Origin of the sequence: Novosphingobium sp. B1 (assembly GCF_900176395.1) — a bacterium.
Lineage (GTDB): Bacteria > Pseudomonadota > Alphaproteobacteria > Sphingomonadales > Sphingomonadaceae > Novosphingobium.
In genome coordinates this window covers 75,528-98,720 of sequence record NZ_FWXL01000006.1, presented here as the reverse complement: position 1 = coordinate 98,720, position 23,193 = coordinate 75,528, and the positions used below count along the sequence as shown (strand labels likewise).

22 protein-coding genes are annotated in these 23,193 nt (G+C 65.4%); 11 read left to right on the top strand and 11 right to left on the bottom strand.

Annotated elements, in window-relative coordinates:
• The first annotated feature begins 1 nt into the window (after position 1).
• Positions 2-1,546 carry a Do family serine endopeptidase gene (locus B9A23_RS12230; RefSeq protein ID WP_176217978.1) on the top strand — a complete coding sequence of 515 codons (1,545 nt, stop codon included), beginning with the start codon at positions 2-4 and terminating at the stop codon, positions 1,544-1,546.
• Between the two features lie 72 nt (positions 1,547-1,618).
• On the opposite strand, the gene B9A23_RS12225 is transcribed toward B9A23_RS12230, so the two are convergent.
• The 5 genes from B9A23_RS12225 to B9A23_RS12205 form a co-directional block, all read right to left on the bottom strand.
• Positions 1,619-1,858, bottom strand: a complete 240-nt coding sequence (locus B9A23_RS12225) for a hypothetical protein (RefSeq protein ID WP_084279349.1) — start codon at positions 1,856-1,858, stop codon at positions 1,619-1,621.
• 129 nt (positions 1,859-1,987) lie between these two features.
• The gene (locus B9A23_RS12220; RefSeq protein WP_084279348.1) at positions 1,988-4,126 is read right to left on the bottom strand and encodes a transglycosylase domain-containing protein; all 2,139 of its coding nucleotides are present in this window, start codon (positions 4,124-4,126) and stop codon (positions 1,988-1,990) included.
• 155 nt (positions 4,127-4,281) lie between these two features.
• Entirely contained in the window at positions 4,282-4,680 is a 399-nt protein-coding gene (msrB, locus tag B9A23_RS12215; protein ID WP_084279347.1) for a peptide-methionine (R)-S-oxide reductase MsrB, read from the bottom strand.
• Between the two features lie 45 nt (positions 4,681-4,725).
• A complete protein-coding gene (locus B9A23_RS12210; protein ID WP_176217977.1) occupies positions 4,726-5,391 on the bottom strand; it encodes a hypothetical protein in 666 nt (221 codons plus the stop codon).
• Positions 5,392-5,561: 170 nt separating this feature from the next.
• Positions 5,562-5,918: a CC_3452 family protein gene (locus tag B9A23_RS12205; RefSeq protein ID WP_254895092.1), complete on the bottom strand. Its 357-nt coding sequence runs from the start codon at positions 5,916-5,918 to the stop codon at positions 5,562-5,564.
• 168 nt (positions 5,919-6,086) lie between these two features.
• Between B9A23_RS12205 and B9A23_RS12200 the strand changes: the two genes are divergently transcribed.
• The gene (locus B9A23_RS12200; protein ID WP_176217986.1) at positions 6,087-6,581 is read left to right on the top strand and encodes a winged helix-turn-helix transcriptional regulator; all 495 of its coding nucleotides are present in this window, start codon (positions 6,087-6,089) and stop codon (positions 6,579-6,581) included.
• 92 nt (positions 6,582-6,673) lie between these two features.
• On the opposite strand, the gene B9A23_RS12195 is transcribed toward B9A23_RS12200, so the two are convergent.
• Complete coding sequence (locus tag B9A23_RS12195) at positions 6,674-6,970, bottom strand: UrcA family protein (protein WP_176217976.1); 297 nt, start codon at positions 6,968-6,970, stop codon at positions 6,674-6,676.
• 274 nt (positions 6,971-7,244) lie between these two features.
• On the opposite strand from B9A23_RS12195, the gene B9A23_RS12190 reads away from it, so the two are divergent.
• The 3 genes from B9A23_RS12190 to B9A23_RS12180 are packed head-to-tail and all read left to right on the top strand — an operon-like array spanning position 7,245 to position 9,295.
• Positions 7,245-7,511: a hypothetical protein gene (locus B9A23_RS12190; RefSeq protein WP_084279344.1), complete on the top strand. Its 267-nt coding sequence runs from the start codon at positions 7,245-7,247 to the stop codon at positions 7,509-7,511.
• A gap of 55 nt (positions 7,512-7,566) precedes the next feature.
• Positions 7,567-8,412: a diacylglycerol/lipid kinase family protein gene (locus B9A23_RS12185; protein WP_084279343.1), complete on the top strand. Its 846-nt coding sequence runs from the start codon at positions 7,567-7,569 to the stop codon at positions 8,410-8,412.
• 34 nt (positions 8,413-8,446) lie between these two features.
• A complete protein-coding gene (locus B9A23_RS12180) occupies positions 8,447-9,295 on the top strand; it encodes a metallophosphoesterase family protein (RefSeq protein WP_084279342.1) in 849 nt (282 codons plus the stop codon).
• Here the strand turns inward: B9A23_RS12180 and B9A23_RS12175 are convergent.
• Positions 9,289-9,648, bottom strand: a complete 360-nt coding sequence (locus B9A23_RS12175; protein ID WP_254895091.1) for a DUF2322 family protein — start codon at positions 9,646-9,648, stop codon at positions 9,289-9,291. The genes B9A23_RS12180 and B9A23_RS12175 overlap by 7 nt on opposite strands.
• Entirely contained in the window at positions 9,645-10,505 is an 861-nt protein-coding gene (gene panC / locus B9A23_RS12170; protein WP_084279556.1) for a pantoate--beta-alanine ligase, read from the bottom strand. The genes B9A23_RS12175 and panC overlap by 4 nt, the downstream gene beginning before the upstream one ends.
• 98 nt (positions 10,506-10,603) lie before the next feature.
• Here panC and B9A23_RS12165 point away from each other — a divergent pair, with 98 nt between their 5' ends.
• From B9A23_RS12165 to pgmG, 3 genes are read left to right on the top strand one after another with little or no spacing between them, the layout of a single operon-like run.
• The gene (locus tag B9A23_RS12165; protein WP_084279341.1) at positions 10,604-11,434 is read left to right on the top strand and encodes a division plane positioning ATPase MipZ; all 831 of its coding nucleotides are present in this window, start codon (positions 10,604-10,606) and stop codon (positions 11,432-11,434) included.
• A complete protein-coding gene (locus B9A23_RS12160) occupies positions 11,434-11,730 on the top strand; it encodes a J domain-containing protein (RefSeq protein WP_176217975.1) in 297 nt (98 codons plus the stop codon). The genes B9A23_RS12165 and B9A23_RS12160 overlap by 1 nt, the downstream gene beginning before the upstream one ends.
• Before the next feature lie 8 nt (positions 11,731-11,738).
• The gene (pgmG, locus tag B9A23_RS12155) at positions 11,739-13,157 is read left to right on the top strand and encodes a phosphoglucomutase/phosphomannomutase PgmG (protein WP_084279339.1); all 1,419 of its coding nucleotides are present in this window, start codon (positions 11,739-11,741) and stop codon (positions 13,155-13,157) included.
• On the opposite strand, the gene B9A23_RS12150 is transcribed toward pgmG, so the two are convergent.
• Entirely contained in the window at positions 13,154-14,116 is a 963-nt protein-coding gene (locus tag B9A23_RS12150; RefSeq protein ID WP_254895090.1) for a BON domain-containing protein, read from the bottom strand. The genes pgmG and B9A23_RS12150 overlap by 4 nt on opposite strands.
• A 161-nt stretch (positions 14,117-14,277) precedes the next feature.
• Between B9A23_RS12150 and B9A23_RS12145 the strand changes: the two genes are divergently transcribed.
• From B9A23_RS12145 to B9A23_RS12135, 3 genes are read left to right on the top strand one after another with little or no spacing between them, the layout of a single operon-like run.
• Positions 14,278-16,017 (top strand): Hsp70 family protein, encoded by a 1,740-nt coding sequence (locus tag B9A23_RS12145; RefSeq protein WP_254895089.1) that lies wholly within the window; start codon positions 14,278-14,280, stop codon positions 16,015-16,017.
• Positions 16,018-16,027: 10 nt separating this feature from the next.
• Positions 16,028-17,836, top strand: coding sequence for a hypothetical protein (locus tag B9A23_RS23065; protein ID WP_084279337.1), 1,809 nt, complete (start codon positions 16,028-16,030; stop codon positions 17,834-17,836).
• A gap of 22 nt (positions 17,837-17,858) precedes the next feature.
• A complete protein-coding gene (locus B9A23_RS12135) occupies positions 17,859-20,273 on the top strand; it encodes a ligase-associated DNA damage response DEXH box helicase (protein WP_139797444.1) in 2,415 nt (804 codons plus the stop codon).
• Between the two features lie 4 nt (positions 20,274-20,277).
• On the opposite strand, the gene B9A23_RS12130 is transcribed toward B9A23_RS12135, so the two are convergent.
• Positions 20,278-20,529, bottom strand: a complete 252-nt coding sequence (locus tag B9A23_RS12130; RefSeq protein WP_084279335.1) for a hypothetical protein — start codon at positions 20,527-20,529, stop codon at positions 20,278-20,280.
• 55 nt (positions 20,530-20,584) lie between these two features.
• Positions 20,585-23,089, bottom strand: coding sequence for a DNA topoisomerase (ATP-hydrolyzing) subunit B (gene gyrB / locus B9A23_RS12125; protein ID WP_084279554.1), 2,505 nt, complete (start codon positions 23,087-23,089; stop codon positions 20,585-20,587).
• Positions 23,090-23,193: the final 104 nt, after the last annotated feature.

The following is a 23,193-nucleotide window of genomic DNA, read 5'->3' as shown; positions in this document are numbered from 1 at the left end:
CGTGCGATACGCTTATGGTGTGACTTCGGCGCTGCTGCTTGCAGGCAGCGCACTGACCCTGGTGACAGGCTTCCCGGCAGGGGCTCAGGTCGCCCAGAATGACCAGTCCGAGATGCGGACCGTAGTGCCGCGCGCCGGTGCGCCCTCCAGCTTCGCCGACCTTACGCAGCAGCTGCAGCCGGCGGTGGTGAACATCTCCACCCGCCAGCGCGTCAAGGTTCAGCAAAACAACCCCTTCGCGGGCACCCCGTTCGGTGACCTGTTCGGCGGCGGCCAGGGCGGTGGCACCCCGCAGACGCGCGAAGCGCAGTCGCTGGGCTCGGGCTTCATCATCTCGGCCGATGGGTATGTGGTGACCAACAATCACGTCATCACCGCCGACGGTCAGGGCGAGGTCGAATCGATCACCGTCACCACGCCCGATGGCACCGAATACCCGGCCAAGCTGATCGGCAAGGACGCCGCATCGGACCTTGCCGTTCTGAAGATCAGCCGACCCACCGCTTTCCCGTTCGTGAAGTTCGGCGATTCGCGCAAGGCACGCGTGGGTGACTGGGTCATCGCCATCGGCAATCCCTTCGGCCTTGGCGGCACCGTCACGCAGGGCATCATCTCGGCGGTCTATCGCAACACCGGTTCGGGCTCTGCCTACGACCGCTACCTGCAGACCGACGCGTCGATCAACCGCGGCAACTCGGGCGGCCCGATGTTCGACATGGCCGGCAACGTCATCGGCATCAACAACGCCATCTTCTCACCCACCGGCGGCAGTGTCGGCATCGGCTTTGCAATTCCCGCAGAGATCGCCTCGCCAATCGTCGAAAAGCTTCGCGCCGGCCAGGCGATCGAACGTGGCTACCTTGGCGTGCGCATCCAGCCCTTGTCGGAAGACCTTGCCGCCTCGCTTGGCCTGCCCAAGAATCGCGGCGAATTCCTTCAGGCCGTGGAACCGGGTCAGGCCGCGGCCAAGGCCGGGCTCCAGGCGGGCGACGTCGTGGTCAAGGTCGATGGCAAGGATGTCACGCCCGACCAGACGCTGTCGTTCCTCGTGGCCAACACCTCACCGGGCAAGCGCATTCCCGTCGAAGTCCTGCGCAACGGCCAGCGCCTGACCGTGCAGACCGTCGTCGGCAAGCGCCCGAGCGAGGAAGAACTCGCCCAACAGAGCTTCGACCCCGAAGCGAGTGACGACAACCCGTTCGGCGGCAACAGCCAGCAGCAGCAACAGCCCCAGACCGGCAACGTGCTGCAAGGCTCGCTCGGTATCGCCGCGATCCCGCTGACCCCGCAGATCGCGCGCCAGCTCGGCGCGGGTGAAGATGCCAAGGGTGTGGTCATCACCGCAGTCGATGGCTCGTCCGATGCGGGCGCCAAGGGCTTGCAGCGCGGCGACATCGTGCTCTCGGCCAACTACGTCAACGTGACCTCGATTGCCGATCTCGAACGCATCGTGCGTCAGGCCAAGACCGAAAAGCGTGAGGCAGTACTTCTGCGCATCCAGCGTCGTGGCCAGCCTGCCCAGTACGTGCCCGTCCGCGTTCGCTGACCCGGCAACCAACCAAACAAAAAGGGCCGCCCCAGCGATGGAGCGGCCCTTTTCCTGTTCAGGCGGGATAGCTCAGTACGTTGCCGGCGGATCGCTGGCCGGGAAGCTCTCGTCCGAAGCCTGGTCGACATTGTCCCAGCCCTTGGGGTCGGAACGCATGCCCTCGGTCCCGGCCGAACGCACCTTGGCAAAGTTCCCGCCGGCGTCCTCGCCATCGGCAAAGGCCACGGGGCCGGTTTCGTTCTTCTTCTGGACAGCGCGGTAGATCGCGTACCCGGCCGCTCCTGCGACGGCCCATTGCAGCAGGCTCATTGATCGTCTCCTAACGGGAAGGCGCACGGCCTTCGTCATCAGGGCCAACGATCAAATGCCCAAAAGGTTCAGGCCCTTGGCAGATTCACGCGCCCGCTTTTGACAGGGCGGCGCCCTTGCCCGCAGCCATCAATAGTTCGGCACCGGTCTTGGCGGGTTGGTCGGCCGCGGGCGAGGCGGCGGACCATAACCTGCATCATTGTCGCGCCGTCCTGTCGCGCGATTGAGGAAATCGTCGTTCGCAGCCTGCGGCACGTCCGGTGGGACGCCTTCGGGTGGCGCGTCAGGATCGAACGCCGGTTCCTCTGGCTGCCGCGAGCGTCGCGAGGGATCCACCAGGTTGCCCTGCTCGTCGACATAGAAGTAGTCGTCCGGATTGCCCTGCATCGCCTCGTCGTCGGGCTCGAGCTGCCATTGCGGCAACTTCAGTTCCGTGTCGAACTGCTCGACCGGGCGCTTGCGCGTGGCAACCTTCATGTAAGCGGCAAAGGCGCGGGCCGGCGCAGCGCCGCCCTGCAGCCCGGGTACGGCCTTGGCATCGTCGCGGCCCATCCACACGCCGGTGGTGATGCCGCTCGAAAAGCCCAGGAACCAGCCGTCCTTGTTCGATGATGTCGTGCCGGTCTTGCCCGCGACAGGCCGACCGATCTGCGCAGCGCGGCCCGTACCGATGTTGACCGCCGTCTGCATGAGGTCGGTCATGGCGGCGGCGACGTAGGGTGGCACAAGCTGCTGCGCGGCTTCCTCGCGATGACGGTAGAGCACCTCGCCGTCGGTCGTCGTAACCTTGCGAATGCCATAGGGCGTGACCGACATGCCCTTGGTCTGCACCGACGCGAAAGCGCGAACCATGTCGATCACGCGCGTTTCCGAAGACCCAAGCACCATCGAAGGCAGCGTGTTGATCGGCGTGGTGATGCCGAAGCGGCGCGCCATGTTGGCCACCGTGCCAAAGCCCACCTCATTGCCAAGCTGTGCCGCGACGGTGTTCTTGGAATAGGCAAAGGCGGTGCGCAGGTCGATCTCGCCGGCATAGCGGTTGCCATCGTTGCGCGGCGTCCAGCCGTCGATCGTTACCGGCTCGTCGACCACGCGGTCGTCAGGGGTGTAGCCCGCCTCGAGCGCGGAGAGATAGACGAACAGTTTCCATGCCGAACCCGGCTGGCGCACGGCATTGACCGCGCGGTTGTAGTTCGAGGTGACGTAATCGGTACCACCCACCATCGCCAGCACCGCACCATCGCGGTCAAGCGATACCAGCGCACCTTGGGCGCCCTTCGGCGCGAACCCGGCAATCGCGCTCGTGGCGGCCTTCTGCGCCACGGGGTCGAGCGTCGTCCAGACCTCGATCGGCTTGTCGTTCTCGGGCAGGATCAGGTCCAGCTGGGGAAGCGCCCAGTCGGTGAAATACCGCGCCGAATTCTGGCTCTCGCGATCCTCGACCATCTTCACGGTCTTGAAGTCGATGGCCTGCGCTTCCTGCGCGGTCAGCACGCCGTTCGACTGCATGGTCTGCACCACGACGGCAGCGCGATTGACCGCAGCGTCGGCATCGGCGGTCGGCGAATAGCGCGAAGGCGCCTTGACCAGTCCGGCGATGATCGCTGCTTCGGGCAGGTCGATCTCTTCGCCCGAATGGCCGAAGAACTTGCGCGCAGCGCTATCGATGCCATAGGCCCCGCCGCCGAAGTAGACCTTGTTCAGATAGAGCTCGAGGATCTGGTCCTTGGAGAACTTCTGCTCCAGCGCCAGAGCCAGCACCCATTCGCGCGCCTTGCGGGCGAAAGTCTTGGTGTTGTTCAGGAAGATGTTGCGCGCCAGCTGCTGCGTGATCGTCGATCCGCCCTGCTTCCAGCTCCCGGCTTCAACGCGGACCATCAGCGAGCGCACGATGCCGATGGGATCGACGCCCCAGTGGCTGCGGAACCTCCGATCCTCGACCGAGACCATTGCATCCTTCATCGGCTGCGGAATGCGCTCGTAGGGGATCCACTTGCCATAGCTTGGTCCGAGGGTGACGATTTCCGAGCCATCGGCGGCGCGGACCACGATCATCTGCCCGGTCTGGCTGGATTTGAGCTCCTGGTAGCCCGGCAGCGATCGCGTGGTCACGGCCACCGCAACCGCCAGCGCAATCGCGCCGAGCAGCGCAAAGCCGACGCCCCAGATCGCAAGGCGCCGTATCCAGCGTCCAAATCCTGAACCACGTGAAGGTTGCGGCTCCGACCGGCCGCCTTCGGGGCGGCGGGGGAAATCCCGTCTGGCCATCAGTCTTGTACCGCTTCCCTCATTCCAGCCCTGCTCCGGCAACTCGCAACAGGGCCGCTGCGCAAATCAGCGGCCCCATGCATAGGACATTCGTAACGCAGGGTTAACCGCTAATCGGCGAGCCGCCAACGGAGTTCGCCAAGGGGCAGTCCTGTTCAGTCCTTCGGCGTGAAGTCGAGCGAGGCACTGTTCATGCAATAGCGCAGCCCGGTGGGGTTCGGGCCATCAGGGAAGACATGGCCAAGGTGCCCGTCGCAGCGTGCGCAGCGCACTTCGGTACGAACCATGCCGTGCGACCGGTCGACAATCTCCTCGACCGCCTCGCCCTCGACCGGAGCATAGAAGCTTGGCCAGCCCGATCCGCTGTCGTACTTGGTGTCCGACGAAAACAGCGGCGCACCGCAGCCGGCACAATGGTATTCGCCGCTTGCCTTGTTCTTCTCGTATGCACCGGTGAAGGCGCGTTCGGTGCCGCCTTGGCGCAGGATCTGGTACTGTTCGGGCGAAAGACGCTCACGCCACTCGGCGTCGGTCAGGTTCATCTTGTCGGTCATGGGGGATCTCCTTTGCCGCCAATATGGGAAGCCCGGAGCGCGCGCTCAATAGTGCGATTTTTCCTGCGGTTTGGCCAGTTCATAGCAGTGGGCAATCTCGTACTTGTCGACCCCGCCCTGCTCGTCTGCGGCTTCGGCGCGGATCGCCTCGCGCGCATCGGAAAGCACACGGTCGGCCTCGTCGCCGCTCTTGCCCATCGCGATCAGCGCCTCGCGCTCACGTGATGCCAGCACCGAGGCCAGCGTCTTCAGATCGCGGGCCGGGCCGCTCATCCCCTCGCGCGCGTGGACTTCTTCGTAAGCCAGTTCGAGGATCGCAGCGCATTGCTTGAGGTCGGGCGTGACCAGCGGCGACACGGTGGCGTCCAGCCGGGCGGTACACGGCTTGGCCAGCGCCGCCAGTGCGCCGTCCGGGTCGGGAGCCGCCTGCAGCGCTCGCACTTCGGTGGCGATGATGTCGCGCACCTGTTCGCGGCTCCTGCCGCCCTCCTTCATCGCCCGCTCGCCCGCATCGGCAAAGAAGCGCTTTCCGCGCTGCGCAAGCGGTGGCCAGCCGGACGGCCCCTGCCCATCCGATTGTTCGAGCGCGACGATGGCGAAGGCGGCTGCACAGCGCAGGTCTTCGCTTGTCTGCGCCGGCAATGTGGCTGCCTGCGCGAAGGCTGGTCCAGGCTGCATCAGCAGCAGAAGAGGTGCCGCGAGGTGAAGCACAGGTCTGGCAAGGTCGAGGGCAGGTTGGCCATAGGTCCGCATAGGGCGGGCATAGCGTAAAAAGAGGCCGCGAACAGCTTTCGCGTTCGCGGCCCGATGGACCTTTACGGTCAGGGATTGCACGCCCGGCAGGGTATCTTCCGGGAGCGCGCTGGAGAACTGTGTAGGACTTAGCCGGCAGCCGCCTCGTTGCAGCGCGCCAGATCCTCTGCCGCCAGTTCGCCTTGCGGCGTGGCGAAGCGGGATACCGGACCGACCTTCTGGGCAAGGCGGGCGCAAACGATGGCGGGACGCGAGGTATCGCGCGGCGCGGTGCATTCGGCGCCTTCGCACTTCCACAGGACGCCCTTCTGGATCACCTTCTGCGTGCCATCCATCGGACGGCTGAGCGTGGCGGAATAGAACGGGCCGTTGGCTGCAGCGCGAGCGGGTGCGGCGGTCATGGCGAAGCTGGCGGCGGTTCCGGCAAGTGCCAGGACGGCCGGGAGGAGCTGGCGCATCGCGCCATCGGACTTGGCAAACAACATTGGTCTTCCCCTTGAAACCTTGGTCTGGACAACCATTGGCAGCTTCGGAAATTGCGGGGTTCTGGAGAGGATGCTATTTCCGTTGCGAATCGCTACCTATCAGGATAGGTTTTAGGTTGCAACTAGAAACTTAAATAGGCGCGCCAGATGGGTTATGAGCAGGACGACATGGACAAACTCCGCGAACCCTTGGGCGACATCGCCCAGTGCGGCCTGCCACTTGCCCTTGAAGCCATGGGCGAACGCTGGTCATTCATGATCCTGCGCGCCGCGTTCAACGGCATCCGTCACTTCGAGGATTTCCTCGAAGCACTCGGCATCGCCCGCAACATCCTTTCCAATCGCCTGTCAAGGCTGGTCGAGGCCGGCATTCTCAAGCGCGAACACTGCGCCGACGATCGCCGCCGCATCGAATACCGCCTGACGCCAAAGGGGCTGGACCTGCTGCCCGCGATGCTCGCACTACGCCAATGGGGTGAAAAGTGGGAACTGGGCGTGCCGGCCAATCCTGTGCTGTGCGACGCGCGCGATGGTCACCCGATCGCGCCGATCGGCATCTTCTCGCACGATGGCCGCGCACTTTCCGCCGAAGACCTGACCTGGCGCGATCTTTCGGAGATCGAAACCGCGCCTGCGGCCCTGGCGCTCCGCAAACTGCCCTGATACCAGGAAAATTGGGCCGCCCCGGCAAGGGAGCGACCCTGAAGTTTGACCCGGTGGGGGACTGGATCCGCCGGGTTTGATCGCTTCCCGAGTCAGCGGGCAGCAAGAGCGGTGTTGCGGACTTCGGCCTTGGCCTTGCGGGCATCGGCATAGGACTTCACGAAGCACTGGCGGGCCGATTCCCATTCGTGTGCAGGCAAGTCGGGCTTGCTCATGCCGCAGACGTCCTTTGCGGCCTTGCGCAGGCGGCTGTCGAGCTGGGCCTGGCCATCCTTCGTGGTGAGATCGAGATCCTGGTACCCGACCAGCTTGGTGCCGGCGAAGGCGGGCTGGCTGGCGGAAAGGGCAAGGCCGAGGAGGCCGGCGGCGAACAGGGTCTTGTTGAGCATGGCAACTTCCTTCGACGAGTGCCGGAGGCTGTCCGGCTGGGGGGGCTTGCGGTAACCGACCGGCTTTCGGCGGGGGTGTTCGGGGTCTGGCCTGAGGGGCCGCTCGGTCACCGCATGCATTCTCGATAGGCGCGACCGACGCCCGAAGCGCGCTCGTCTCGACCAGCTTTCCGCTATGTCCGACAAGTGCTTAGGCGGTCCGACGAAACGCCATTGCCGATCCACGAACTGCAAGTGTGACAATCGTGCGCGGCTTTTCTAAGCTGGAGGACGCATGGCGATTCTGATCACCTTCCTGCTCGGCATCGGAAATTTCGCGCTGCACCGCGCCGTGCTCGACAGCGGGCACCCTTTGCTCGCCCATATCCCGGGCCTTGCCGGCACGCGCGAGGGGCGCGTTCTTTTCGCGGTAGAGTTCCTCCTGCTCGTAGCGGCGCTGGCATTCGCGATGGAGGGCAGCTTTGGCGGACCGATCGCCTATGTCGTCTACTCGGTGCTCAACAGCTTTTCGGCATGGCTGATCCTGTCAAACCGGGTCTAGGATCAGGGAGCCGTCCTTCAGGGAACCAGCCGCTCGCTGGCCGGTTTGGCGAGGCATGACGATCACCCCCCTCTGGCTTCTCACCAACTCGGCAAGCGGCAGCAATACTGATGCAGCCGTGGACGACCTCGTTGCCTCACTGCGCGCAGCAGGCAACGAGGTTGCGCGTGTCATCCGCTTCCCCGACGAAGACCTGCCGACCCGCGCCGATCTGGAACAAGCCGGCGTCGCCACGCTGGCCATTTTCACTGGCGATGGCACGATAAACGCAGCCGCAACCGCACTGGAAGGATGGGGCGGCGCACTGCTCGTCCTGCCCGGTGGCACCCAGAACCTGCTGTCGAAGGCCCTGCACAGCGACGTCCCTGCCGAGACGATCACGGGAGCGCTGGCCAGCGCGCAGCGCGTCCGCCGCCATGTCGTGCGCAGCGATCACGGCGTTGCGCTGATCGAACTGCTGGCGGGGCCCGGCGCGATGTGGGCCGACGTTCGCGAGAGCGTACGCGATCTCGATCTTTCGGCAGTTGCCGAAACCTTCAGCCTTGCCTTGCGCGAAACGCGCGAAGGCCCGCCGATCCGTCTGGTCGAGCCGGATGCCGGCAAGCCGGAAGGCTATCGTGCCGTCCTGGTTGCCGGCGGCCAGCCCCAGCTCGAGGTCGAAGGGTACGACTTCGCCGATCTTGGCGAATTTGCCGCGCAAGGGTTTGCGATGCTGGTCAAGCGCAACTTCCGCGAAGGCCCACACGACGACATTGGCTGCTATGACAAGGTCACCGTCGAGAGCGAGGCGCCGATTGCCTTGATGATCGACGGCGAACGCCGCGAGGGGACGCAGCGGGAGACGTTCAGTTCCGAAGAGTTCGCGCTGGACTTCCTCTCGACCCGCGCGTCGGGGGCTTGACCGGCGCACGGCCAGCGTCGATCACGCCCGCGACATGACCCGCCTGTTCCACATCAGCGATATTCATTTCGGCCTTGAAGATCGCCGTGCCCTCGATTGGGTGGCGCAGTGCATTGCCCGTGAAAAGCCTGACGCGGTGGCAATCACCGGTGACCTGACGATGCGCGCCCGCCATCGCGAGTTTGCCGCTGCCTGCCATTGGATCAAGGCGCTGGACGTGCCGGTGACGGTGGAAGTGGGCAATCACGACTTGCCCTATTTCAACCTGATCGAGCGCTTCACCGACCCTTATCGCCGATTCCGCTCGATCGAAGGCGTACTCGAAAGGGAGCTGCCGATCCCCGGCGCAAAGATCGTGCCGTTAAAGACCACGGCCCGCGCGCAGTTTCGCCTGAACTGGTCGAAAGGCACCGTTGGAAATGCGGCGCTTGCGCAGACACTGGCGGCGATTGATGCCCTGCCTGCGGGCACCCGTGCGATCGTTGCCTGCCATCACCCGCTGGTGGAAGCGGGCACGCGGGGCAAGGCGCTGACCCGTGGCGGCAATCGCGCACTGGCAGAACTGGCGCGCCGCGGCGTTCTCGCCGTGCTTTCAGGCCACGTGCACGACCCCTTTGACCTGATCCATCCCACACCGAACGGCCCGGTGCGCATGATCGGCGCAGGGACGCTGAGCCAGCGGGTGCGTTCGACCCCGCCGAGCTTCAACGAGCTGACCATCGAGGGCGAGCGGATCGAGGTGCGCGTGCGCAATCTCGAACAGGTGCCGACCCGCGACATGCTGATCGAGGACGTGCCCGAGAACGCCCTGCCCCCACGCGCCGATGGCGAACCGGTGGCGCCGGTGGCGGCCGTGCCCCCGGTCGATCCGCCGGTTCACTGAGCGACGGCAGCAATCTCCAGCGCGGGTGCGCCGCCGACAATTTCAAACAGCCTGTCGATGTTGGGGTGCGCGCCGGGACGCGCCTTTGCATCGGGCGTATATTCGGCGAACAGATCAAGAGCGTGGACGGCTGCACCCGCATCCAGCCTGCCAAAGCACAGGCGAAGGTAGTTGTAGACCTTGAGCGAGCCCTGTTTGCCAGGTTCGTTTGGAACGCTTGCAACCACACGGCCTTCGGCATCGAGCAGATCGAGGCGGGCGATGCCATCGATCGCGGGCAGAAGGGCGAGATTGCCCGCGAACGAGGGGCCAGGTTCGATCGGGGCCATCGCCGGATCGCTTGCCAGTGTCATTGCGGGCCAACTCCCATGTTGTCGATAAGCCGCGCTGCGCCAATCCGCGCGGCGACGAGAAGGCGGGCGCTCTGACCCGAGAACTTGTCGATCGCTTCAAGCGTCGCGGCATCGCGCAAATCGGCATAATCGACGGTAGTGAAGCCGCTGGCGAGGATCTCGGCCTGCAGCGTGGCCAAGGCTGGAGCGACCGCGCCGCCACCCTCGATGACGGCGATGGCACGGCGCATCGCGGCACTGAGGCCTGCAGCCTGTTCGCGCTCATCGACGGTGAGGTACTGGTTGCGACTGCTGAGCGCGAGGCCATTTGGTTCGCGCACGGTTTCGACGCCAATGATGTTGGTGACATGCGGCTGGTTGAGGTCAAGATCGCGGGCCATGCGGCGAATGATGGCAAGCTGCTGCCAGTCCTTTTCGCCGAACAGTGCGAGATCGGGCCGAACCTGGTTGAACAACTTGCAGACTACCGTGGCAACGCCATCGAAGTGGCCGGGGCGCGCTGCGCCACACGCCACCTCGCTTACGCCCGAGACGCTGATGTTGGTGGCGTAGCCTTGCGGGTACATCTGGTCCACCGTTGGTGCCCACAGCACGGCGACGCCTTCAGCTTCGAGCAGGGCCGCATCGGCGGCGAGGCGGCGCGGATAGGCATCGAGATCCTCGTTCGGGCCAAACTGACGCGGATTGACGAAGATCGAGGCAACGACGTGGCTGGCGCGAGCGCGTGCCTCTCGCACCAGCGTGAGGTGACCTTCATGCAGCGCCCCCATGGTGGGCACGAACGCGACGGTTTTTCCCCCGATTTTGAGCGCATCGACCGCATTGCGCAGGTCTTCGAGCCGGTTGATCGTTTGCACCTTGGCAGCCACTCCCCTAAGTCGGACAGGACGGGCGATAGGAGCCGTGAACGGCTGCCGCAAGCCCGGCGCACTGCAACTGACCAGAGAGAACAGCCTTGTCGATCGCCTCTGCCCCTGGCCCCCATCGCATTGTCTTCGCCAACGAAAAGGGCGGAACCGGCAAGTCCACCACGGCGGTCCACGTGGCCGTGGCGCTGGCCTATCAGGGCGCCCGCGTGGCGACGGTCGATCTCGACCATCGCCAGCGCACGATGCACCGCTATTTCGAGAACCGCGCCGAAACGATGAAGCGGCGCGGCATCCAGCTGCCGACTGCAAGCTTCGGCGTCTATCCGCACGACAGCGCGGCGGGGCTTGACGATCTGACCGAGCAACTGGCGCAGAACCACGATTTCATCGTGTTCGATACGCCGGGGCGCGACGATCCGCTGGCGCGGCACGTGGCCACGCAGGCCGATACGCTGGTGACGCCGCTGAACGACAGCTTTGTCGACTTCGATCTTATCGGGCAGGTGGATGCCGAGACCTTCAAGGTGCGCCGCCTGTCCTTCTACGCCGAACTGATCTGGGAAGCGCGCAAGAAGCGGGCGATGGCGACGATCAAGGACGCGCGCCGGGAGATGGACTGGGTCGTCGTGCGCAACCGCACCGGCTATACCGAAGCGCGCAACCAGCGCCGTATCGACCAGGCCCTGACCGAGCTTTCGAAGCGCGTCGGCTTCCGCGTGGCGAGCGGCCTGTCGGAGCGCGTGATCTATCGCGAACTGTTCCCGAGCGGGCTGACCCTGCTCGACAAGGGGCACTTGGGCGAACTGGGCACCAGCCATCTGGTCGCGCGGCAGGAACTGCGCACGCTGGTGGCCGGGCTCAACCTGCCGATGCCCGAGAAGCCTGCCGTTGCGCCGACCCTGGAAAGCGCCGCCTGATGATCAAGCTGATCACGCTGGCGATCCTGGCGAGCGTTGCCTGCAAGCTGCTCGCCGGGCGCTGGCCGTGGGAGCTGCTGCAAGCCGATCCGCGCAGCCGTAGCGAAGCGCGAGCACGCAATCTGCTCGGCCTGGCCCAGAGCGCCACCTATGACGAAGTGATCGACGCGCACCGGCGGCTGATCCAGAAGGTGCATCCCGACCGGGGCGGCAGCAACGAGGCCGTGCATGAAGCCAACGCCGCGCGCGATCTTCTGCTGGCGCGGCTGCGCGACCACCGGGGCGAGCGATCCTGAGCGGTACAATGCCGGCCACGGGTCATGTCTTCGACCCATCGATCCTGCGCGAGTACGATATTCGCGGCGTTGTCGGGCGGACCTTGCACGAGGCCGATGCGCGTGCCGTGGGCCGGGCGTTCGGGACGATCGTTCGGCGCAGGACAGGCGGTACCGGTCCGTGGCGCGTATCCGTGGGGCGCGACGGGCGGCTGTCTTCGCCCATGCTGGAACAGGCGCTGGTCGAAGGGCTTGTGCAATGCGGCGTGGATGTCGTCCGGATCGGCCTGGGGCCAAGCCCGATGCTCTACTTTGCGGCAACGCCGGCGGCGAGCGCGCTATCCCCAGAGGTGCAGGGCGGCGTTCACGTAACCGGCAGCCACAATCCCGCCGATCACAATGGCTTCAAGATGGTACTTGGCGGGGCCCCGTTCTTTGGGACCGACATAGTCGATCTCGGGCGCATCGCCGCTGAAGGAGCGTTCGACAGTGGCGCCGGCGGGATTGACGATGCGGATATCTGCGCCGTCTATGTCGAGCGGCTGCTTCAGGACCTCGGCGCTTTCGACGGTGCGGGCCTGAGCATCGCCTGGGACGCCGGCAACGGGGCGGCTGGCCCCGTGATCGAAGCCCTGACCGCGCGCATGCCCGGCAACCATGTCCTTCTTCATACGAGCGTGGACGGCCATTTTCCCAACCATCATCCTGATCCGACAGTGGAATCCAACCTCTCCGATCTTCGCACCGCTGTCGCGTCCGGAAGCCTCGACTTCGGACTGGCCTTCGACGGTGATGGCGACCGGATTGGTGCAATCGATGGCAAGGGACGGGTTGTCTGGGCGGACCAGCTCCTTGCGATCTACGCCGAGGAGGTCCTGCGCGAATGGCCGAAATCCACGATTATCGCGGATGTGAAAGCCGGCTCATACCTTTTCGCCCGCATCGCGGAGTTGGGCGGTGTGCCGCTGATGTGGAAGACCGGGCACTCTCCGATCAAATCCAAAATGAAGGAGACAAGTGCCCCGCTGGCCGGCGAGATGAGCGGACACATCTTCTTTGCCGACAAGTATTTCGGTTTTGACGATGCTCTCTACGCCGCCGTGCGGCTGATCGGGGTGCTGGCGCGACTCAGGCGGTCGCTGTCGGAACTGCGCGATGCGATGCCACAGACTGTGGCGACGCCCGAACTGCGCTTTGCGGTTGATCGGCAACGCAAGGCAGCAGCCGTGTGCGAGGTGCAGGAGATGCTTGCTGCCGATGGATGCTGCTTCAGCGACGTCGACGGGGTGCGTGTCGACACGACGGACGGCTGGTGGCTGCTGCGCGCGTCGAACACCGAAGACATGCTGGTGGTTCGCGCCGAGGCAAAGGACGAAGGCGGGCTCGCCCGGCTCATGGCCGAAGTCGATGCCCGCCTTGCTGCAGTCGGAATTGTCCGGGAGAATTAGGCCTCCGGCGTTACCGACTTGTCGCCGCCACCCCAGCCGAGCGTGCCGCCCTGACCTTCAAGGCTGCTGCCCGTCTTCACGCGCAGGTTGTTCTGCACATGCTTCACGCCGCTGATCGCCTCGACGCAGTCTTCGGCACGGCGCTTGTCCATGCGGTTGTTCACCGTGCCTGACAGCGTCACTTCGCCATCGGTCACCATCACCGAGATCGAACGCGCATCAACGCGGGGATTTTCGGTCAGGCGATCGTTCGCATCTTCGCGGATGCGTTCGTCCGAGCGGGTGTAGTCGCTGGGGCCACGGCCGCGATGATCTTCCTCGCGCCGGCGCTGCGCATCATCATCGCCGAACCAGCTGCGCACTTCGTCGATCGCGCGATCGGCAAACCCGCGCGGATCGCTGTTGCCATACGAGCCACCCCCGCTGTAGCCGCCGTAGGACGGATAGTTGCCGCTGCCTGCGCCCCATGCGCGCTGGCCATCACCGTAATCGTCGCCGGTGAAGTAGTCAGGCGAACGCGTCCCGCCGACCGGGTAGCTGGAACGATAGCCTTCGCCGAACTGCGAGCCGGACTGGCCCGAATACTGCGACTGTTGCCCGTAGGACTGACCATAAGACTGGCCCGAGCTCTGGCCAAAGTTCTGGCCGGGGTTCTGGCCGTACTGCTGACGGGTGTAGTTGCGGTCGCCCACTTCCCAGTCGTGTGTGCGGCGGTCACCGCGCATGTCGCGATTGCGATCGCTGTTGCGGTCCCAGTCGCGACCGATGGCGCTGTGCATGGTGCTGTTGCCGCGGGGCGTTGCGGCGCCGGTCGATCCGGAACGGCTCCACTGGTCGCGGGCGAATTCGGGCGCGAACTCGCCCGAGTAGTCGCTGTTGCGGCCATGGTCTCGACGCTCGCTGTCCTGCCAGCGATCGCGCGACGTCCAGTCGGTGCGCCCGTCATTGCGATCATTCATCGTCGCTCTCCTAAAGTCTTGATGTGATTGGATGATCCCTGAACGGACGGAAGGCGGGGATGGCCCCGACGCCCGTCGCACGCTACAGGCGCCCCGTCGCGCCAGAAGCTTTGCGCTTGCCAAGGCGCGGGGGCCTGACGCATCACGCCAAGGCGCGTGGCATGGGGAGAAGAATGCTCATCGGGATCGATCTGGGGACCACCAACAGCGCGGTGGCCCTGTGGCATTCTGCCGAGGGGGCAAATGGCGAAGCCGGCGCAAGGCTGGTGCCCAATGCGCTGGGCGCAGTGCTTACCCCTTCGGCTGTTTCGGTCCTGCCCGATGGCACGACGCTGGTCGGTGCGGCGGCGCTTGAGCGCATGAGCCTCAAGGATGGCGCAACGGCTACCAGCTTCAAACGGCTCATGGGCACCGACCGCAAGGTCCGTCTTGGCAGGAAGGACTTCTCGGCAGAGGAGCTATCCGCGCTGGTGCTGATGGCACTGCGCGATGACGTCGAGGCACACACCGGCATGCGCCCGACCGAGGCCGTGATCACCGTGCCGGCCTATTTCAACGATCGCCAGCGCAAGGCGACCCGCCGGGCGGGAGAACTGGCCGGCCTCACCGTGCGCCGCCTGATCAACGAGCCGACCGCGGCGGCACTGGCCTTCGGCTTGCAGGACAAGGCCGAGCGCGAGCCGTTCCTGGTATTCGACCTTGGCGGCGGTACCTTCGACGTTTCGATCGTGGAGATGTTCGAAGGCATCGTCGAGGTGCGCGCCTCGGCCGGCGACAACCGTCTGGGTGGCGACGATTTCAACACCGCGCTGGTCCTGGCAGCGCGTGGGCGGCTGGATCCTGAAGGCCTGCTCGGCAAGGTGGAGGATCGCCGGTCACAGGCGCTGCTGGCGCAGGCCGCAGAACGCACCAAGCGCGCGCTGAGCGAAGGACAGGAAGCCGAATTTGCCGTGACAGTGGATGGCACCCGCCTTTCCACCACGATCACCACGACCGAATTCGAGTCACAGGCCGATGGGCTAGTCCGCCGGCTACGCGACCCGGTGGTCCGCGCCCTGCGCGACAGCCAGATCGATGCCGCTTCGCTCAGCGAGATCGTGCTGGTTGGCGGCGCCACCCGCATGCCGATCGTGCGCAAGGCAATCACCCGGCTGTTCGGGCGCTTTCCCAACTCTTCGGTCCACCCCGATCATGCCGTGGCGCTGGGTGCGGCGATTCAGGGCGGCCTGATCGCACGTAACGGCGGCCTTGAGGAAATCCGCATCACCGATGTCTGCCCGTTCACGCTGGGCATCGAGACGGCGGAGCGTACCGCGCGCGGCGGCATCCAGAGCGGGCTGTTTTCCCCGATCATCGAGCGCAACACCCCGGTCCCGGTCAGCCGCATGGGATCGTTCAGCACGATGGCCGACAACCAGAAGCAGATCGACGTGACGATCTACCAGGGCGAGGCGCGCGAGGTTTCGGGCAATGTCCTGCTGGGAACGCTGAAGGTGCCGGTTCCGCCAAAGCCCGAGGGCGAAGTCGGCATCGACGTGCGCTTTTCCTACGACAGTTCGGGCCTGCTCGAGGTCGACGTGGAAGTGCCGCTCACCGGGGCGATGCACAATCTGGTGATCATCGACGAAGAGGACCGCAAGGCAGCTTCGGACCTTGCGGCAAGACGCAAGGCTCTGGCAGCGCTGAAGCATCACCCGCGCGAGGAAGCAGCCAACCAGTTGCTGCTGGCGCGTGCCGAGCGAGCCTACGAGGAGTTCCTTGGCGACATTCGGGCAGTGGTGGGAGACCGCACCCGCCTGTTCGTCGCCGCGCTCGATACGCAGGACCCACGCCGCATCGCCGACGCTGCGGCAGCGCTGGCAGAGCTGCTCGACCTGCTGGAAGCGAACCCGCCTCTATGATCGGCGCGCGATGATCCTGACGCAGGCCTGGACGGTTCTTGGCATGACGAAGACGCCCGACGCCGGCGCGATCCGCCGCGCCTATGCCGAGCGCCTGAAGGCCATGGACGTCGATCGCGATGTCGACGGCTATGCCCGCCTGCGCGAGGCACGCGATGCGGCGCTGCGCTGGGCAAGGATGCAGGCCGAGCGGGCGGAGCAAGTCCGGGATGCCGAGGCACATCCCCGCGACGTTGCGTCGGTCGACGTACCGCCCGATTATGCACCGGCCGGACCCGCGCCATCGCCGGGTGAAAGCTCGAACTGGCTCTATGCTGCGCCAGCGGCAAAGGGTGAAGGCGATCCGAGCCTGACCACACGGCTTGGCACGGCCGATGCTGCGGGCAAGCGCGATGTCGCCAGCGGCTTCGCGCCGGCTCAGGCACCGGCAACGCAAGCCATCGCCGTGGCGCAGGATCCCTTTGCGCGGCCTGTCCTGCTTGGACTTGAGCCGACGGCGGATGCCGTGATGCCCGCATGGGCGCACGAGGAGGCCCTGCACCGGCTGCTCGAAGCCGAGGTGGGCGATGCCGAAGATGGCCTGCCCCCGCTCGAAGGGTGGGAAGAGGCCATGGCCCTGGGCCATCTCAAGGCCATCCTGCGCAACGCCGAAAGTTCGAGCGTGACCGCGTTCGATGCCGCCGACAACTGGCTGGCGCGAACCCTTGCCGATGCCTGGCCGCGGTCGGCCCCGCTGCTCGAGCCGGCTGCCGCGGTCTTCGGCTGGGAGAGCGAGCGCGGGCAGGTTTCAGAACGCGGTGCGGTGGCGTTTCTCAATGCGCGGCTGCGCAGCATGCGCTTCCGCGAGAAGGTGCAGGACCCCCGGCATCCCCTGCACAAGGCGTGGGTGGAACTGACCACTCCGGCGCAGCAGGGCAGCCGCAAGGGCTGGCTCGTCAAGCGCGCCGATGTCGAGAAGCTGCTGGAGGGAGTACGCAAGAACTTTCCGGAACTCGAACACCACTTCGATGCCTGGCGCGTGTCGCTGTGGGAAAAGCCGAGTGGCCTGCAGGTCGGCCAGGGCTGGTGGAGCAATACCCGGCTGATCATCTTCGCCATCATCCTGCTGGTACAGGTGCTGCGCTTTGCCTTTGATGACCGCACCCCGTCGTCCGCTCCCGAACTGGCAAGGACCGAACTGTCGGCAGCACAGACCGCGCAGGAACAGCAGATCGTGGCGCGCACGATTTCGCGGGTTTTCGGGAGTGAGATCAGCTTCGAAGGGCTGCAATCGCTGCAGCCGGACCTTGCCGCGCTGCTTGCCGCGAACCGCACCATTGCCCGCAGCCAGGGTGAAAGCGAAGAGGCCTACGCCGCCAAGGTCCACGATCTGGTGCGCGAGCGGATGTACGCCACGGCTCTGGGTGACAAGGGCCAGCTGCTTGCCGAGGTGCAGGCGGTGCGCGCCGGATTGCTGCGTGCCGCGCAGAAGCGCAGCCCCGCAGCCTGCATGGCCTTCCTGCGCACGCGCCGCATGGACACGAACGTGATCGTGCCGGCAGCCGTGCTGGAGGCCGAACGCAAGATCGCGGTCAGGCTGCTCGACGTGCGCAAGCTGGGCCCGCCGGCGCGGATCGCACCGGGATCGGCCAGCGTACCCGGCCTGCTGATCGAGCAGGTCATGGACAGGACCGGCTTGCCGGGAGACCGCGTCCGTCGGGCGATCGGTGGCAAGGGGTCGGATGCGGATCAATGCGCGGTGACGATTGCCCTGATCGACGCGACGCTATCATGGAAGGGACCACCCAAGGACCGCGAGGCGATCCTTTCGGTTCTTTGATCTCGTGCCTATCTTGGGCGGGATGACACTGGCGCCCTCCATAACCGGCTGGTTTGAAGCACGCCGCTGGCGCGTGCGCCGGCACCAGACCGGGATGCTGGAAGCGGCGCAGGCGGGCGACCATGCGCTGCTGGTGGCCGATACCGGCGCGGGCAAGACCTTGGCGGGCTTCCTGCCGACCTTGCAGGACTTCGCGGGAGGCACCCCGCCGGGCGATGGGTTGCATACGCTCTATGTCTCGCCGCTGAAGGCTCTGGCGCATGACGTGCAGCGCAATCTGCTGACGCCGATCGAGGAGATCGGCCTGCCGATACGGGTCGAGACGCGCAGCGGCGATACGCCCTCGGACCGCAAGGCTCGCCAACGCGCCAAGCCGCCCCACGTGCTGCTGACGACGCCGGAATCGCTGTCGCTGCTGCTCAGCTATCCCGAAGCGGCAACAATGTTTGCGGGGCTGAAGCGCGTGATCGTCGATGAGGTCCATGCCTTTGCCACGGGCAAGCGCGGCGATCTGCTTGCGCTTTCGCTGGCGCGGCTGCAGGCGCTGGCCCCCGACATGCGGCGCGCGGCGCTTTCGGCGACGGTGGCCGATCCGCAGGATTTCTGCGCGTGGCTTGCCCCCGATGGCGATGCCGCATCGGTGCGTCTGGTCGAAGGCGAGGAAGGCGCCAAGCCCGAGCTGGCGATCATGAACCCCGAGGACGAGCGCGTGCCTTGGGGCGGGCATGCTGCTGCCTGGGCGGTGCCGCAGCTCTATGACGAGATCAAGCGCAACCAGACGACGCTGATCTTCACGAACACGCGCTTCCTGGCCGAATACATCTTCCAACTGCTGTGGGACATCAACGACGACAAGCTGCCGATCGGCATTCACCATGGCTCGCTGTCCAAGGAAGCGCGGCGCAAGGTGGAAGGGGCGATGGCGCGGGGCGAGCTGCGCGCGCTGGTGTGCACCGCCAGCCTCGATCTCGGCGTTGACTGGGGCGATGTGGATCTGGTCGTGCAGATGGGCGCGCCCAAGGGTTCCTCGCGCCTGCTGCAGCGCATCGGTCGCGCCAACCACCGGCTCGACTGTCCGAGCCGCGCACTGCTAGCGCCTGGCAATCGCTTCGAATTTCTGGAAGCTTTCGCTGCGCAGGAAGCAGTCCACGAGGGGCGGCGCGATGGCGAGGACTTCCGCCCGGGCGGGCTCGACGTGCTGGCGCAGCATGTCATGGCTTGCGCCTGTGCGGGGCCGTTCGATGAGGCATCGCTCCTGGCCGAGGTGCAGTCGGCCCATCCCTATCGCTGGATCGATGCGGAGCACTGGCAGCGCGTGCTCGAATTCGTGGCAACGGGCGGTTACGCGCTGCGCGCCTACGACCGCTTCAAGCGCATCGTGCGCGACAGGCACGGCACGTGGCGGCTGACGCATCCCGAACATGCTGCACGGCACCGGCTCAACGCAGGCATCATCATCGATTCCGAGATGCTCGACGTGCGCTTCCGCAACGGCCGCTCGCTGGGCAAGGTGGAGGAAGGGTTCGGCGCTTCGCTGTCGCCGGGGGATACGATCCGCTTCGCCGGAATGGACCTCGAGGTCGAGGGTGTGCGCGATCTTGAGCTGATCGTTCGCGCGGCCAAGAAGCCGGGACAGATCCCAAGCTACATGGGCGCGCGCCTGCCCTTGACCACACATCTGTCCGACCGCGTGCGGGGGCTGATGGTCGACCGTGCGGGCTGGTCACGCTTTCCCGACGACGTGCGCGAATGGCTGGAAATGCAGGACTGGCGGAGCCGGTTGCCGGGGCCCGGCATGCTGCTGGCCGAAAGCTTTCCGCATCAGAACAAGCACTATACGGTCTACTACACCTTCGAAGGCTGGAACGCGAACCAGTCCCTGGGGATGCTGATCACGCGGCGCATGAACGAGCTGGGGCTGGTGCCACTGGGCTTCGTTGCCAACGATTATTCGCTGGCGGTGTGGGGGGCGCGGCCAGTGCGCGATCCTGCGCCGCTATTGTCGCCCGACATTCTGGCGCACGAGTTCGTCGAATGGGTTCAGGAATCGCACCTCCTGCGCCGCGCCTTCCGCGAGGTGGCCGTGATCTCGGGGCTGGTCGAGCGCCAGCATCCGGGCAAGCGCAAGACCGGCAAGCAGGTCACCTTCTCGACCGACCTGATCTACGACGTTTTGCGCAAGTACGAGCCGGACCACCTGCTGATCCAGGCAGCCTGGGCCGATGCCCGGGCACGGATGACCGACGTGGGGCGGCTAGGCGACCTGCTCGATCGCGCGGCTGGCCAGCTTGTTCACGTCGAGCTTGATCGCGTCAGCCCGCTGGCCGTGCCGGTGCTGGTGATGATCGGCCGTGAAACCACGCCGGCAGGCGCGGCAGACGATGAGCTGCTGGTGGAGGCGGAGACCCTCGCAGCAGCGGCAATGCGGGCGGACTGAACGGCTAGTTCGTCTCGCGCGCCAGCCGGTCGGCCAATTCGGCGATTTCCGACGGGTCGAGCAGCCAGGTGCGGGTTTGCCGCCCCTCACGATGGATCGGCTTGGTCAGGAGCACGCGAGCGTTGTCACGCGCGTGGGGCTTGTAGAGGCCATAATGCAGCGCGCAGTCACGGATAGTGCCAATGATCGGCGCGCGGCCTTCGAGGTCGATCATCGTGGCGGGCTGGTCCCACGGAATGTCGTCGGTGAAAGCCATGTGAGTCCCTTATCTGCGGCAACGGCCCGCAGAAGCGGGCCAGCGCCGTCTTGCATCAAACGTCCAGGTTCGCCACGTTGAGCGCGTTTTCCTGAATGAAATCGCGGCGGGGTTCGACGATATCGCCCATCAGGCGGGTGAAAATCTCGTCGGTCACATCGGCGTCCTCGACCTTGACCTGCAACAGCGAACGGTTGTCGGGATCGAGCGTGGTTTCCCAGAGCTGCTCGGCGTTCATTTCGCCAAGACCCTTGTAGCGCTGGATCGACAGACCCTTGCGGCCGCCGGCAAACACGGCGTCGAGCAGTTCGGACGGGCGCGTGATGGCATCCTTGATCTTGGCAGTGGGTGCCGCCGGTGCTTCGTCGTCCCCTTCGACCGCGGCAGCCGCGGCCTCGGCATCGGCGGCCGTGGCGCGGACCAGTCGTGCCATGCCCGCATAGACTTCGGCGTTCTCGGCTGCGAGCTTCGCCAGCTTGCGCGCTTCGGCGCTGACGAGGAAGCCGGCTTCGATCATGTGGTGATCGGTCACCCCGCGCCACAGGCGCTGGACGTGGTAGCCGCCATCTTCAGTGACGACGACGCTCCAGCGCGCCTCGGTATCGCCGCGGTTGAGCCAGTCTGCCGACCTGGCAAGAGCGGCATCGCGCTGCTCAGCCGACATTTCAGGCTCGAGCGCCCCCGACAGCGCCAGCGCCTCGATGATCGAGGAATTGTAGCGGCGTGGCACGAAGCCCATCAGGTTGCGCATGCGCAGGGCATGCTCGACCAGCGCTTCCAGATCTGGCCCGCTGCGCGCCCCGCCCGTGGTTTCGAGCACGCGGCCCGAAAGCCCGGCTTCCACCAGATAGCGGTCCATCGCGGCGTTGTCCTTGAGATAGACTTCGCTGCGCCCCTTGGCGACCTTGTAGAGCGGCGGCTGAGCGATGAAGAGGTGCCCCGCCTTGATGATCTCGGGCATCTGGCGGTGGAAGAAGGTGAGCAGCAGGGTGCGGATATGCGCGCCGTCGACGTCGGCGTCGGTCATGATCACGATCTTGTGGTAGCGCAGCTTTTCAAGGTTGAATTCATCGCGCAAGCCGGTGCCCATGGCCTGGATCAGCGTGCCGACTTCCTTGGACGAGATGATGCGATCGAACCGCGCGCGTTCGACATTGAGAATCTTGCCCTTGAGCGGCAGGATCGCCTGGGTCTTGCGATCGCGGCCCTGCTTGGCGCTGCCGCCTGCCGAGTCACCCTCGACCAGGAACAGTTCGCACTTGGCGGGATCGCGCTCCTGGCAATCGGCCAGCTTGCCCGGAAGCGAAGCGATGTCCATCGCGCCCTTGCGGCGGGTCAGTTCACGGGCGCGCTTGGCCGCTTCGCGAGCGGCGGCGGCATCGATCACCTTCTGGACGATGGCCTTGGCGTGGCCGGGATTTTCCTCGAGCCACTCGACCATCTTGTCTGCCATCAGGCTTTCCAGCGGCTGACGCACTTCCGACGAGACCAGCTTGTCCTTGGTCTGCGAAGAGAACTTCGGGTCCGGCAGCTTGACCGAAACAATGGCGGTGAGGCCTTCGCGCATGTCATCGCCGGTGAGGCTGACCTTCTCCTTCTTGAGCAGGCCTGAACGCTCGGCATAGCCATTGAGCGTGCGCGTAAGCGCTGCGCGAAACGCTGCAAGGTGCGTGCCGCCATCGCGCTGCGGGATGTTGTTGGTGAAGCACAACACGTTTTCGTAGTAGCTGTCGTTCCATTCGAGCGCGACGTCGATGCCGATGCCGTCACGGTTGGCCGAGATCGCCACCGGTTCGGGCATCAGTGGCTGCTTGTTGCGATCGAGATACTTCACGAAGGCCGCGATGCCGCCTTCGTAATAGAGATCGTGCTCCTTCACTTCCTCGTGCCGGCGGTCGCGCAGCAGTATCCGCACGCCCGAGTTGAGGAACGCGAGTTCGCGATAGCGGTGCTCAAGCTTGTCGAAATCGAACTCGAGCACGTTCTTGAAGGTTTCATGGCTGGCCGAGAAGGTCACGCGGGTACCCTTCTTGCCTTCCGGCGCAGGCCCCTTGACCACCAGCGGACCTTCGGCATCGCCATTGGCAAAGCGCATCCAGTGCTCCTTGCCATCGCGCCAGATCGTAAGCTCAAGCCATTCTGAAAGGGCGTTTACCACCGAGACGCCGACACCGTGAAGACCGCCCGAGACCTTGTAGGCGTTGTCGTCCGAGGTGTTCTCGAACTTTCCGCCGGCGTGAAGCTGGGTCATGATGACCTCGGCCGCCGAGACGCCCTCTTCGGCGTGAATGTCGGTGGGAATACCGCGCCCATTGTCCTCGACGGAAACCGAGCCATCGGGGTTCAGTTCGATCAGCACGAGATCGCAATGCCCGGCCAGCGCCTCGTCGATCGCGTTGTCGGAAACCTCGAACACCATGTGGTGCAGGCCCGAGCCATCGTCGGTATCGCCGATGTACATGCCGGGACGTTTGCGCACGGCATCGAGGCCCTTGAGGACCTTGATGGAATCGGCGCCATAGCTGTTGGTGTTCGGTGCGTTTTCGTTCGTGCTGGCCATGGTTTGCACATAGGCACGAAAGGGCAAAATCCCAAGCGAATCCGGCCTGTTTTGCACAGGAGCGGGCGCAAAAACGTCCATTCCCGGCGCGTGGAAAATCCGCC